General features: G+C 64.8%; 12 protein-coding genes. 11 read left to right on the top strand and 1 reads right to left on the bottom strand.

Going from position 1 to position 12,572, the window contains the following annotated elements:
- Positions 1-58 precede the first annotated feature (58 nt).
- From rpsB to LJ362_RS11115, 9 genes are all read left to right on the top strand, one after another.
- Positions 59-976, top strand: a complete 918-nt coding sequence (gene rpsB, locus LJ362_RS11155) for a 30S ribosomal protein S2 (RefSeq protein WP_101544634.1) — start codon at positions 59-61, stop codon at positions 974-976.
- 33 nt (positions 977-1,009) lie between these two features.
- Entirely contained in the window at positions 1,010-1,837 is an 828-nt protein-coding gene (gene tsf, locus LJ362_RS11150) for a translation elongation factor Ts (RefSeq protein WP_101544635.1), read from the top strand.
- Between the two features lie 184 nt (positions 1,838-2,021).
- Positions 2,022-2,774, top strand: coding sequence for a UMP kinase (pyrH, locus tag LJ362_RS11145; RefSeq protein WP_264799130.1), 753 nt, complete (start codon positions 2,022-2,024; stop codon positions 2,772-2,774).
- Between the two features lie 197 nt (positions 2,775-2,971).
- The gene (gene frr, locus LJ362_RS11140; protein WP_101544639.1) at positions 2,972-3,529 is read left to right on the top strand and encodes a ribosome recycling factor; all 558 of its coding nucleotides are present in this window, start codon (positions 2,972-2,974) and stop codon (positions 3,527-3,529) included.
- Complete coding sequence (locus LJ362_RS11135; RefSeq protein ID WP_264799129.1) at positions 3,529-4,551, top strand: phosphatidate cytidylyltransferase; 1,023 nt, start codon at positions 3,529-3,531, stop codon at positions 4,549-4,551. Before frr ends, LJ362_RS11135 begins: the two co-directional genes overlap by 1 nt.
- Positions 4,552-4,737: 186 nt before the next feature.
- A complete protein-coding gene (rlmN, locus tag LJ362_RS11130) occupies positions 4,738-5,967 on the top strand; it encodes a 23S rRNA (adenine(2503)-C(2))-methyltransferase RlmN (protein ID WP_264801827.1) in 1,230 nt (409 codons plus the stop codon).
- A gap of 100 nt (positions 5,968-6,067) precedes the next feature.
- Entirely contained in the window at positions 6,068-6,628 is a 561-nt protein-coding gene (locus tag LJ362_RS11125; RefSeq protein WP_025777300.1) for a DivIVA domain-containing protein, read from the top strand.
- On the top strand, positions 6,621-7,295 hold the full coding sequence (locus tag LJ362_RS11120; protein ID WP_264799128.1) for a hypothetical protein: 675 nt from the start codon (positions 6,621-6,623) through the stop codon (positions 7,293-7,295). The genes LJ362_RS11125 and LJ362_RS11120 overlap by 8 nt, the downstream gene beginning before the upstream one ends.
- 109 nt (positions 7,296-7,404) lie before the next feature.
- Entirely contained in the window at positions 7,405-8,220 is an 816-nt protein-coding gene (locus LJ362_RS11115) for a N5-glutamine methyltransferase family protein (RefSeq protein WP_264799127.1), read from the top strand.
- A 200-nt stretch (positions 8,221-8,420) separates the two neighbouring features.
- On the opposite strand, the gene LJ362_RS11110 is transcribed toward LJ362_RS11115, so the two are convergent.
- The gene (locus tag LJ362_RS11110) at positions 8,421-9,620 is read right to left on the bottom strand and encodes an acyl-CoA dehydrogenase family protein (protein ID WP_264799126.1); all 1,200 of its coding nucleotides are present in this window, start codon (positions 9,618-9,620) and stop codon (positions 8,421-8,423) included.
- A gap of 159 nt (positions 9,621-9,779) precedes the next feature.
- On the opposite strand from LJ362_RS11110, the gene dxr reads away from it, so the two are divergent.
- On the top strand, positions 9,780-11,000 hold the full coding sequence (gene dxr / locus LJ362_RS11105) for a 1-deoxy-D-xylulose-5-phosphate reductoisomerase (RefSeq protein ID WP_264799125.1): 1,221 nt from the start codon (positions 9,780-9,782) through the stop codon (positions 10,998-11,000).
- On the top strand, positions 10,997-12,547 hold the full coding sequence (locus tag LJ362_RS11100) for a M50 family metallopeptidase (RefSeq protein WP_320109120.1): 1,551 nt from the start codon (positions 10,997-10,999) through the stop codon (positions 12,545-12,547). The genes dxr and LJ362_RS11100 overlap by 4 nt, the downstream gene beginning before the upstream one ends.
- The last annotated feature ends 25 nt before the right edge of the window (positions 12,548-12,572 follow it).

Genomic DNA, 12,572 nt, shown 5'->3' with positions numbered 1-12,572 from the left:
ATCGACGCGCGCGTGACGTAAAAGCACCCTGAGGGTGCACAGAAAGGAGGGCGTCGGCATGGCCGTCGTCACCATCCGCCAGCTGCTCGACAGCGGCGTTCACTTTGGACACCAGACCCGTCGTTGGAACCCGAAGATGAAGCGCTTCATCTTCACCGAGCGCAACGGCATCTACATCATCGACCTGCAGAAGTCGCTGGGCTACATCGACAACGCCTTCGAATTCGTCAAGGAGACCGTGGCCCACGGCGGCTCGATCCTCTTCGTCGGCACCAAGAAGCAGGCCCAGGAATCCATCGCTGAGCAGGCTCAGCGCGTGGGTCAGCCCTACGTCAACCAGCGTTGGCTCGGCGGTATGCTCACGAACTTCCAGACCATCTCGATGCGTCTGCGCCGCCTCAAGGAACTCGAAGAGATCGACTTCGACGACGTTGCAGGTTCCTCGCACACCAAGAAGGAACTGCTCATCCTGCGTCGCGAGAAGGACAAGCTCGAGAAGACCCTCGGCGGCATCCGCGACATGCAGCGCACCCCGTCGGCCGTCTGGATCGTCGACACCAAGAAGGAACACCTCGCGGTCGACGAAGCCAAGAAGCTGGGCATCCCGGTCATCGGCATCCTCGACACCAACTGCGACCCGGACGACGTCAACTACCCGATCCCGGGCAACGACGACGCCATCCGCTCCGTCTCGCTGCTGACCCGCGTGGTCGCCGACGCCGTGGCCGAGGGCCTCATCGCCCGCCACTCCTCGGACGACGCCAGCGGTGAGAAGAACGTCTCCGCCGTCGAGCCCATGCCCGAGTGGGAGCGCGAGCTCCTCGAAGGCAAGACCGAAGAGAACGGCACCGAGGCTGCTGCCCCGGCTGAAGAAGCCGCTCCGGCCGCTGAGGCTGCTCCTGCGGCCGACGCCGAGAACGCCGAAGCCGCTCCGGCCGCTGAAGCTGCCGACTCCACCGAGTCGACCGAGTCCTGATTTCGTTTAACTCCACCATCCTGAGGAGAAGGAATGGCAAACTACACTGCCGCTGATATCAAGGCACTGCGCGAGAAGACCGGCGCCGGAATGATGGACGTCAAGAAGGCTCTCGACGAGTCCGACGGCGACCAGACGAAGGCCATGGAAGCCCTGCGCATCAAGGGCCTCAAGGGCGCCACGAAGCGCGAAGGCCGCTCTACCTCCGACGGTCTGGTCGCGACCTCCGTCGAAGGCGGAGTCGGCACCATGATCGAGCTCAACTCGGAAACCGACTTCGTTGCGAAGTCCGAACCGTTCGTCAAGCTCTCCGAAGAGGTCCTCGAGCTGGCCGTGGCCAACAAGGCCGATTCGGCCGAGGCACTCCTCGCCGCTGAGACCGACGGCAAGCCCGTCTCCCAGTTCATCACCGAATCCGGTGCCTCGCTAGGCGAGAAGGTCGAACTGCGTCGCGTGGGCCGTGTCGAAGGCTCCAAGATCGCCTCCTACCTGCACCGCACCAACAAGGACCTGCCCCCGCAGGTCGGCGTGCTGCTGGCATTCGAAGGTGACGACGAGACCGTGGCACACGATGTCGCCGTGCACATCGCCGCCATGGCTCCGAAGTACTTCTCCCGCGAAGACGTTCCCGCCGACCTCGTCGAGAACGAGCGTCGCATCGCCGAAGACACCGCGAAGAACGAAGGCAAGCCCGAACAGGCTCTGCCGAAGATCATCGAGGGTCGCGTCAACGGCTTCTTCAAGGAGAACTGCCTGCTCGACCAGGGATTCGCCAAGGATCCCAAGCAGTCCGTGGCCAAGGTGCTCGAGGCTGCCGGCGTCAAGGCCACCGGCTTCCTGCGCTACCGCGTCGGAGCCTGATTCACCACTGACCGCGAAGCAGACAGATCTCTGCTTCCCAGGTTCACCGAGTGAGTGAGAACTCACCCGAGGAGCGGGGTCGGACCAATCGGTCCGGCCCCGTTTTTCGCTAAACTGACCCAGACGCCCGATCACAGTGACGATCCCACCGGGCACAGACCTGCCCGCACGGAAGAAGGACTCCATGACAAGCACTCCTGTTCACGAATCCAGCTACGCCAGCCGCGCGGTGCGCACCCATCGGCGCCGCGTTCTGCTCAAGCTCTCCGGTGAGGTCTTCGGCGGCGGCAAGATCGGCGTCGATCCCGACGTCGTGGCCGCAGTCGCCCGCGAGGTCGCTCCCACCACCGAGGATGTCGAGGTCAGCATCGTCGTCGGCGGCGGCAACTTCTTCCGCGGAGCCGAACTGTCCCAGCGCGGCATGGACCGCACCCGTGCCGATTACATGGGCATGCTCGGCACCGTGATGAACTGCCTGGCACTGCAGGACTTCCTCGAACAGACGGGTGTCGACACCCGCGTGCAGACCGCGATCCCCATGTCGCAGGTCGCCGAGTCCTATATTCCCCGCCGCGCCATGCGGCACATGGAGAAGAACCGCGTCGTCATCTTCGGCGCCGGCGCCGGACTTCCGTACTTCTCCACCGACACCGTGGCCGCTCAGCGCGCACTCGAAGTGCATGCCGATGAGGTCCTCATCGCCAAGAACGGCGTCGACGGCGTCTACACCGCCGACCCCAAAGTCGACCCGAATGCCGAGAAGATCTCCGAGATCAGCTACCAAGACGCCCTGCAGCGCGGCCTCAAGGTCGTCGACGCGACCGCCTTCAGCCTGTGCATGGACAACAAGCTGCCGATGCACGTCTTCGGCATGGAAGGCGAGGGCAACCTGCGCAAGGCCATCATCGGTGAGAAGATCGGCACGGTCGTCCACTGATACCCACCCTCACCGAGGCGCTCCGACGCTGAACGCTGGCGGATTCTCACGGCGGGGGGGGACCGTCTCCACCGAGGCGGTCATCCGCTTGGTATCCACGCAGGTGAGAACACCCCTGCGATGATTCGGTGCGGCATTTTTCAGTGATGACCCATAGAATGAACCCAAAGCTTTAAGAAGAGGGAAAAGAGGCAACCGTGATTGAAGAGACACTGGCCGAAGCCAGAGAGAAGATGGACAAGGCCGTCGAATTCACGCAGGAGGACTTCGCGTCGATCCGCACCGGCCGTGCCAACCCCGCACTGTTCGCCGATATCGAGATCGACTACTACGGCGCACCGACACCGCTGCAGCAGCTCGCCTCGTTCCAGACGCCCGAGGCACGCACGATCCTCGTGACCCCCTACGACAAGGGCACGCTGACCGATATCGAGAACGCTCTGCGCAACTCCGACATCGGCGCGAACCCCGCCAACGACGGCAACGTCATCCGCGTCGTCCTCCCGGACCTCACCGAGGAACGCCGCAAGGAATACGTCAAGATCGTCAAGGGCAAGGCCGAAGACGGCAAGGTCTCCATCCGCAACATCCGCCGTCACGCCAAGGAGACTCTCGAACGAATCAAGAAGGACGGCGAAGCCGGCGAGGACGAGGTCACTCGCAGCATCTCCGAGCTCGACGATCTGACGAAGAGCAAGGTCGAAAACGTCGACAAGCTGCTTGCGCAGAAGGAAGCTGAGCTGCTCGAGGTCTGATGATCGCCGTGACAGGGTCCGACAGCCCCGCAACAGATCCGGCTCCCGTCGGGGAGCCGGATCCGTCAGACGAGGCCGCGCGGGTCGAGACCCCTTTCCCCAAGCGTCGAGACCTGCGCAACTCGGACAAGCCGTATTCGCCTGACGACCCGGAGTCGAATCCGACCGGCGAGGCGGCTGCGGCCGATTCCGAACCTGAACCGAAGGACTATGGTCGAGCAGGACGCAACCTGCCGGCCGCGATCGGCATGGGACTGCTCATCGGCGGCGTGGTGCTCGCGTCCCTGATCTTCTTGCCGATCTCGTTCCTCTTCATCGTCCTCGTCGGCATCGTCGCCGCAATGTGGGAGTTGGCGAACGCTCTGTCACGTTCCGGCTCCCTCGTCTCCCGCGTGCCCACCATGGTGTCGGCAGCCTGTATGGTCGTGGCGACTTTCATCGGGGGCCGCGAAGCACTCTGGGTGACCTTCGCCGCCAGTGCAGGGGCAGTCATGCTCTTCACGATGGTCGAGCGCCGGAAGAACGCAGTCAAAGACGTCTCGCTCTCCCTCTTCGCTCTCACCTACGTCGGCCTCATGGCCTGCTTCATCGTTTACATCCTCACCCAGCCGGACGGCAACTTCTACGTCATCATCTTCCTTGCCGCGGTCGTCGCCTCCGACACCGGCGGCTACGTCTTCGGCGTGCTCTGGGGCAAGCACCCCATCGCTCCGAGGATCTCTCCGAAGAAGTCCTGGGAAGGCTACCTCGGCTCCACTGTCTTCGCCGCAGCGGTCGCAACGGTCCTCGCCGTCACCGTCGTCGATGCTCCGTTCTGGACCGGTTTGGTCATCGGTGCCGTCATCCCCGCTTTCGCCACTCTCGGCGACTTCAGCGAATCGATGATCAAGCGCGACCTCGAACTCAAGGACATGGGCACCCTGCTGCCCGGCCACGGCGGTGTTATGGATCGACTCGACTCGATCCTGCCGACCGCCCCGGTCGCGCTCGTTCTCTTCTCGGTCCTGCCCGGCTACCTCTGACCGGCCCGCGAGGCCGTTTGCCGAGCCGCCTCTGACCCTGTCCGGTTCGCAACCGCCCGACGTGGCGACTCACACACGACAGCCGCGCAGCGAACATGAGACAATGGCCGTGTGAGTTCTCAAGCAGGCAGAAGGCAGACCAGGCCCGTCGTCGAACATGCCGACGGCACGACATCGAAGACCCCGATGCGCGATGGCCGCCCCCTTCTCAACTTCAAGTCCGCACGGGTCAAGCAGCCTCCCCAGCACCTGGCCGATATGACGATGGACGAACGCATCGACGCGGTCAAGGAGATGGGACTGCCCGCTTTCCGGGCCAAGCAGATCTCCACCCACTACTTCAGCCACTATGTCACCGACACCGAGGCGATGACGGACCTGCCCAAGGACAAGCGGGCAGAGATCCAGGAACGGTTCTTCCCGCACCTGCTCACCGAAGTGCGCCGCCTGCGCACAGAGAACGGCGACACCATCAAGTTCCTGTGGCGCCTCTTCGACGGGGCACTCGTCGAGTCAGTGCTCATGCGCTACCGCAACCGGGTCACCCTGTGCGTGTCCAGCCAGTGCGGCTGCGGAATGAACTGCCCGTTCTGTGCCACCGGCCAGCAGGGGCTGACCAGGAACATGTCCACGGCCGAGATCGTCGGACAGGTCGTCCGGGCCAACCAGGTCATCGCCGCCGGCGAACTCGCCGAAGCTCCGAAGTCGGATATGCCCGGTGCTGGAGAGACCGCGCTCGGCGCGGAAGCCGACGAAGACGAAGCGGCGGGCGAAGCCGGATTCGACGGGGAGGCCACGGCCGCCTCGGCGAATGGCCCCGAACGGGTCTCGAACATCGTCTTCATGGGCATGGGCGAACCCCTGGCCAACTACAAGCGAGTGATGAACGCGGTGCGCCGGTTCGTCGGACCGAGCCCCGAAGGACTGGGCATGTCGGCCAGGCGGATCACGATCTCCACGGTCGGGCTCGTGCCGGGCATCAACAAGCTCGCCGCCGAGGACATCCCCGTCACGTTCGCCCTCAGCCTGCACGCGCCCGATGACGAGCTGCGGGATGAGATGATCCCGGTCAATACGCGGTGGAAGGCCGATGAGGCCATCGACGCAGCTTACAACTACTACCAGGTGACCGGACGCCGGGTGAGCATCGAATACGCGCTCATCAAGGACATGAACGACCACGCGTGGCGTGCGGAACTGCTGGCCAAGAAGCTCAACGCCCGCGGACGCGGCTGGGTCCACGTCAACCCGATCCCGCTCAACCCGACCCCGGGTTCGGTGTGGACGGCCTCCGAACCGGAGGTCGCCGACGAATTCGTCCGCCGCCTCATCGATCAGGGCATTCCGACGACGATCCGCGATACTCGCGGCTCAGACATCGACGGCGCCTGCGGCCAGCTCGCCGCAGCCGACTGATCGACGTTCGGATCGGCACCTGCGGACCGCGGCAACGCAATTTCTGCGGCTTCCATCTATCATGGTGGAAACACCACAGCCACTCGCTTCTGGAGGAGACATGGCGGACACGACTTTCCCTCGAATGTCCGGTTGGAAGAACGGATACGACCCCAAGCAGGTCGACAGCTTCTTCAAGCGTGCACGTGAGTCCTTCGAACGGCCCACGCCGCAGCCCGGCGACCTCGACTCCCGGGCGGTGCGCACTGTCGGCTTCGACCTCGTCCGCAAGGGCTACCACGTCGCTGTCGTCGACGCCGCACTCGACCGTCTCGAAGACGCATTCGCCAAGCAGGCGCGTGACCGTCTGATCGCGCAGTCCGGTCAGGACGCCTGGGTCTCCGAGCTCACCCGTGTGGCCGCGTCCCTGCGGGGACGCTTGGTCCGTGAGCCCGGTGAGCGCTTCGACAATCCGCCTCCCGGAGTCATCGGCTATGACATCACCCAGGTCGACGATATGTGCGACAAGGTCAACTCGTACTTCACGCAGGGCGTGGCGATGAGCGTCGACCAGGTCCGCCGTGTGCTGTTCAAGACCGCAAAAGGCAAGAAGGCGTACAACGAGGACCAGGTCGATGCGTTCATCGACCGCGTCGTCGAAGTGATGGCTTCCGTTGACTGATTTCCACTATTTCGCGGTCCCGACCGCGACCGATCCCGGCACACTCAACCCGGTATACGAACTCCTCGATTTCCCTATCGCGATGGGCAAGGCCGAAGATATCGTGCTGACCGGACCCGCTCCGGAGAAACCGCTCGTCGACGGCCGGGAAGTCACGGATCCCCGCCTGGTCAAGGCCCTGTCCGTTCCCGTCGAGCTCGACCGCGCCGAGGTGCTCGACCGCAGTTCGAAGCTCGCCGGAGTGCTCCGTGCCATGGGCGTGGTTCCCGAATCCGGTGCCCGGCTCACCTTCGCCGAGGATGTCCCGCCGTTGGCGCGGGCGCTCGGTGTTCTTGCTGCCGCCCGGATCGGGCTCGTCGTGGATCTGCGAGCAGGAGCTCCGTCTGACTCTGCCTCAGACTTAGTGGTTCTCCACGCCATCGAAGACGAACCGGTCGAGCCGGGGCGTGCCTCCGTGCGGGTCACCCGGTCGCGCTTCGAAGGCGTCGGAGTGACGATCGGCTCCGAGACCGCGAACCTCGACCAGGCGATGCGCGACTCCCGCGTCGAATTCGCTGCAGTAGTGCCGCTCGACCCGCAGCGCACGCTGGTGCTCACCGATGACGGTGATCTTGAGGCGGCTTCGAGCCTCGACTGGTACCGCACCGAGGTCCTCTCTGCCTCCTGAGCCAGGGTCTGATCCACGTTTTTCGCAGACGGCGGCTGCTCTGCGCGCGGCCGGCTGCGTCTTCGCCGAGGACGAAGCTGCGATCCTGCTGGAGTCAGCAGCTGGCTCTGTGCCGAAACTCGATGAGCTCGTTGCACGACGCGTGGCCGGTGAACCCCTCGAGCAGATCGTCGGCTGGGTTGATGTCGCGGGTCTGCGACTGAGCGTGCGTCCCGGAGTGTTTGTGCCGCGGCAGCGGACTGCTCTGCTTGCGGCTCACGCAGTCGCGGTGACCCGACGGATGCTGGACCCACAGGGAAATGGGGCCAGGACCACCGCATGCTCAAACTCTGATGCCGACCGGCCCGTTGTGCTCGAAGCGTTCAGCGGAGTCGGCCCGGTCGCCTCAGTGGTGGCCTCCTTGGTGCCGGGGGTGGAGATCCACGTCGGCGATGCTCAGGCGGAGGCCGTGCGGTGTGCAGTGGAGAATGTCGAACGCTGCATCCAATCGGGGGACTCTGCGCACGCGGGGGAGTCTACGCAGGCCGGCGGGTCCGAACAGGCAAATGAGTCCGGCACCACCGTGTCGGGGCATGTCCTCGACTGCCTGCACGGACTGCCCCACACGCTGCGGCATTCAGTCTCCGTGATCGCTGCCGTGCCGCCGTACGTTCCTGAAACGGCAGCCGATTTTCTGCCGCATGAGGCCCTCGACTTCGAACCGAGCAGCGCACTCTTCGGCGGCTCCGACGGACTCGACCTTATCCGTCGACTCATCACGGAGTCGTTGGACTGGCTGGCCCCGGATGGTTTGCTGCTCATCGAGCTCGGGCGAGGTCAGGTTGCAGGGGCCGCCGGGTTCGCAGCCGAGCAGGGGCTGGAAGCCCGGAGCCACCTCGGCGAGGGTGACCAGACGGTCGTGCTCGAACTGCGCCGTCGAAACTGACAACGGCCGGCTGAAATCGAGTGATTTCAGCCGGCCGGCTGCGTGCCGACGGGTTCGAAGTGCGGGCGCGGGGCGCGAAGTCTGTGCGTCAGCACTTTGAACCAGCCGGTGACTGCAGAAACAGCACGCCCGCCGAACCTCAGCAGGATCGGCGGGCGTTGACTGTGTTCAGAGGAGTGCGGGTGCCCTGCTCACTGGTTTCAGTTCGCGAAGGCGTTGATCCCGGTCATCGCCCGACCCAGGGTCAGCTGGTGCACCTCGTGCGTGCCTTCGTAGGTGAGCACTGTCTCGAGGTTGACCGCGTGACGCAGCGGCGGGTACTCGCTCGTGATGCCCGACCCGCCGAACAGGGCGCGCAGGTCACGGCACACGTTCATCGCGGTATCGACGTTGACCATCTTGCCCAGGCTGATCTGCTCGGGACGGACACCCTTCTCGGAGTCCTTGAGCTTGCCCAGGTGAGCGGCGAGCAGAGTGATCTGCGAGTACTGGCCGAAGGCCTTCGCCAGCTTCTGCTGCGTGATCTGGAACGACGCCAGCGGGCGATCGAACTGGACACGGGTGCCGGTGTACTCCAGTGCGGAGAGCAGCGCGTCTCGGGCTGCACCGGTGACACCGAAGACGATGCCGTAGCGGGCCTCGGACAGGCAGGACAGGGGGCCCTTGAGTCCCTTGGCCTTCGGCAGCATCGCATCCTCGGGCAGGCGGACGTTGTCGAGGACGATCTCACCTGTGATCGACGCACGCAGCGAGATCTTGCGGTGGATCTCCGGGGTCTGCACACCCTCGGTGTTCGAGGGGACGACGAAGCCGCGGACGACGTTCTTGCCCTTGTCGTCGACCTCTTCGGTCTTGGCCCACACGACCATGACATCGGAGACCGGGGAGTTCGTGATCCACATCTTCGCGCCGTTGAGGATCCAGTCGGATCCGTCCTTCTTCGCGGTCGTCTTCATCCCCGACGGGTCGGAGCCGACATCGGGTTCGGTCAGACCGAAGCAGCCGATGGCCTTGCCGGCGGCCATCTTCGGCAGCCATTCTTCCTTCTGTGCTTCCGACCCCCAGTGGTGGATGGCGAACATCGCCAGCGAACCCTGCACTGAGACGAGGGAGCGCAGACCGGAGTCGACGGCTTCGAGTTCGCGGCAGGCCAGTCCGTACTGAGTCGCCGTCGACCCGCCGCAGCCGTAGCCGTCGAGGTGCATGCCCAGCAGACCGAGCTCGCCGAGTCCTTCGGCCAGTTCTCGGGCGGGGATGGTGGCGTCGAGGAAATAGTCGCCGATCTTCTCCCGGACGTTCTCGTCCAGCCATTTCTTCACGATCGATGCGAATTCGAGGTCATCGGGTTCGAAGACCGAATCCAGTCCAAGAATGTCGTCGGGGCTCAGCGTCTTGCTCATATCCATCTCTTTCGCCATTGATTGTCTTCGTTCACTTCTTTTACCGGAACCCGGTGGAAGATCGGTGTCCCGAAGCACTACTGATGACCAGGTTCCGCTAGGCGACACACGAGTCCGTGTCGAGTCATTTCCCAGAGAACTTTGGCATCATCGGTTGGCGTGAGTAAACGTGGTTTCATTGTAGTCGGCTCAACCGGTTCGGTCGGCACCCAGGCCCTTGATGTCCTTGCCGAACACCGGGACGAGCACGCGATCATCGGCCTGGCAGCCGGGTCCCAGATCGACCTTCTGCTCGAGCAGGCCCTCGATTTCCACGTCCCCGTCATCGGACTCACGACCCCACCCGCCGGAGGCGAGGCCGAGGTGCGTGCCCGCCTGAACGAATTGGCTGCCCAGCGGGGGACCGCCGATCCTGTCGAAGCCATCCATCTCGGGGACGCCGCCGCCGAGGCGGTCGCGAGCTTGGCCGCAGACATGGTCCTCAACGCGATCACCGGTGCCGCCGGTCTCGGCGCGACCCTGGCCGCCCTCGAACGCGGCACGGATGTGGCCCTGGCGAACAAGGAATCCCTCATCATCGGCGGGTCCATCGTCCTCGACGCCGCTCGTGCCTCCGGGGCCCGCCTGGTGCCGGTCGACAGTGAGCACTCCGCCATCGCCCAGGCGCTGCGCGCCGGCACGCACGGTGAAGTCAGCAAGCTCATCATCACCGCGTCGGGCGGTCCCTTCCGCGGCATGACCCGCGATGCCCTGCGCCGGGTCACTCCCGCCCAGGCGCTCAACCATCCCACGTGGTCGATGGGGTCGATGATCACCATCAACTCGGCGACCCTGGTCAACAAGGGTCTCGAAGTCATCGAAGCCCATCTGCTCTTCGACATCGACTTCGACCACATCGAAGTCGTCGTGCATCCTCAGTCGCAGATCCATTCAATGGTCGAGTTCACCGATGCCTCGACGATCGCGCAGATCTCCCCACCGGATATGCGCCTGCCGATCTCCTATGCGCTGGGCACACAGGACGATGGAACGACGAAGCGACTGACCTCGGGGGCCGTTCCGCACAATTGGGGCCAGCCCATGCACTGGTCGTTCGAACCGGTCAACCATCTCGCCTTTCCCGCGCTCGGTCTGGCCATCGACGCCGGCAAGAAGGGCCGCAGCTACCCGGCCGTGCTCAACGCTGCCAATGAGGAACTCGTCGCCGCATTCATCGCCGGAGACATCGCCTTCACCGGAATCGACAAAGGCCTCGCCCGGGCTCTGGCCGCCCACGAACCGGCGGCCGAACACACGGTGGAGACGGTGCTGGCCGCCGATGCCTGGGCCAGGGACTTCGCTCGCGCCGACGTCGCCGAACAGAACGGAGGCCGCCGATGACCGTTGTGCTCTACATCGTCGGGATCATCCTGTTCCTGGTCGGCATCTCGATCTCGATCGCGCTGCACGAACTCGGCCACCTCACCCCGGCGAAGAAGTTCGGGGTCAAAGTCACGCACTATATGGTCGGCTTCGGACCGACCCTGTTCTCCTTCCGCCGCGGTGAGACCGAGTACGGCATCAAAGCGTTCCCCCTCGGTGGGTTCATCGCGATGCCGGGAATGTATCCGCCCGAGGAGGCGACGAAGGCTCGCCATGAGACCGCCGCCGCTGCGCAGAAGGGCGGCACGGCCGCCGGCGTCGACGGCGGGGTCGACGGCACGTCGGGCCGCCTCGGCGAACCGGGCGCTGCACTCGACTCGACGGGCAGCGAAACCTCGGGCCGCCTCGGCGAGGGGATGGACGACGGTGATGCCGCTCCGCTGCGCCGGGACCGGAAGAAGCGGAAGGGGCGGCTGTTCGAGGACACGATGGCCGATGCCCGCGAGTTCTCGAACCAGGAGATCGAGCCGGGGGAGGAGCACCGGACGTTCTATGCACTCAGCGTGCCCAAACGCCTCGTCGTCATGTTCTCCGGTCCCTTCGTCAACCTCGTCCTGGGCATCCTCATCATGGGGATCTCGCTGCTGGGCATCGGTGTGGTCACTCCGACGACGACCGTCCAGACCGTCGTCGAATGTGCGGTGCCCGCCTCCGAAGCGCAGCAGCGTCCCGCCTCGGAGCAGAACACCTGCCGTCCCGATGATCAGCTCACCCCCGCGTGGGAGGCTGGGATCAAGCCGGGTGACGAGATCACCTCGATCGCCGGCGTCGAGACGAGGGACTGGGACCAGCTGTCCTCGGTCATCAAGGAACATGCCGGCGAACGCGTCGATGTCGACTTCATCCGCGATGGTCAGGCCCAAACGGTGACGGTGCCGATCATCGCCACCGAACGGCCGAAGGTCGACGATGCAGGCAAGGCCGTGCTCAACCCGGACGGAACTCCGCAGACCGAGACCCAAGGATTCTTCGGCGTCGGACCCGTCCAGGAACGCCAGTCCCTGCCGCTCGCGGAGTTCCCCGGCGCCGTGTGGGACCAGGTCTCCGGAGTCTTCCACGCGATCATCACCCTGCCGGTCAAACTCGTCGACATCGGCGAGGTGGCCGTCGGCACGAAGGACCGCGACGCCGAAGGGCTCGTCGGCATGGTCGGCGTGGGCCGCATCGCCGGTGAGATCGTGTCCACCGATCAGATCGACGTCGTCGACAAGGCGCAGATGGGGCTGGGCATGCTCGGCTCGCTCAACATCTTCCTCTTCGCGTTCAACATGATCCCGCTGCTGCCCCTCGACGGCGGACACATCGCCGTGGGTCTCTACGAAGGTGCGCGCCGCCGCATCAACCGGTGGCGCGGCCGCGGACTGGTCGGCCCCTTCGACACCGCGAAGCTGCTGCCGCTGACGTACGTGTGCATCGGGCTGATGCTGTGCATGACGGCGCTGCTCGTCTACGTCGACCTCGTCAAACCCATCACCCTCGACGCGATCTTCAACTCCGGCGGTTAGGCCGGGTCGCTCGGGCAGGCTCACG

The sequence above is a fragment of the Brevibacterium sp. JSBI002 genome (genome assembly GCF_026013965.1).
Classification (GTDB): Bacteria; Actinomycetota; Actinomycetes; order Actinomycetales; family Brevibacteriaceae; genus Brevibacterium.
The sequence above is the reverse complement of the archived record's forward strand: the minus strand, read 5'-3'. Positions and strand labels throughout refer to the sequence as shown.

Excerpts from the sequence above, each read along its gene's own strand:
- LJ362_RS11125 (WP_025777300.1), top strand. The coding sequence starts at position 6,068 with ATGGCGGACACGACTTTCCCTCGAATGTCCGGTTGGAAGAACGGATAC.
- rlmN (WP_264801827.1), top strand. The coding sequence starts at position 4,738 with ATGCGCGATGGCCGCCCCCTTCTCAACTTCAAGTCCGCACGGGTCAAG.
- LJ362_RS11135 (WP_264799129.1), top strand. The coding sequence starts at position 3,529 with ATGATCGCCGTGACAGGGTCCGACAGCCCCGCAACAGATCCGGCTCCC.
- LJ362_RS11110 (WP_264799126.1), bottom strand. The coding sequence starts at position 9,620 with ATGAGCAAGACGCTGAGCCCCGACGACATTCTTGGACTGGATTCGGTC.
- LJ362_RS11100 (WP_320109120.1), top strand. The coding sequence starts at position 10,997 with ATGACCGTTGTGCTCTACATCGTCGGGATCATCCTGTTCCTGGTCGGC.
- tsf (WP_101544635.1), top strand. The coding sequence starts at position 1,010 with ATGGCAAACTACACTGCCGCTGATATCAAGGCACTGCGCGAGAAGACC.
- rpsB (WP_101544634.1), top strand. The coding sequence starts at position 59 with ATGGCCGTCGTCACCATCCGCCAGCTGCTCGACAGCGGCGTTCACTTT.
- pyrH (WP_264799130.1), top strand. The coding sequence starts at position 2,022 with ATGACAAGCACTCCTGTTCACGAATCCAGCTACGCCAGCCGCGCGGTG.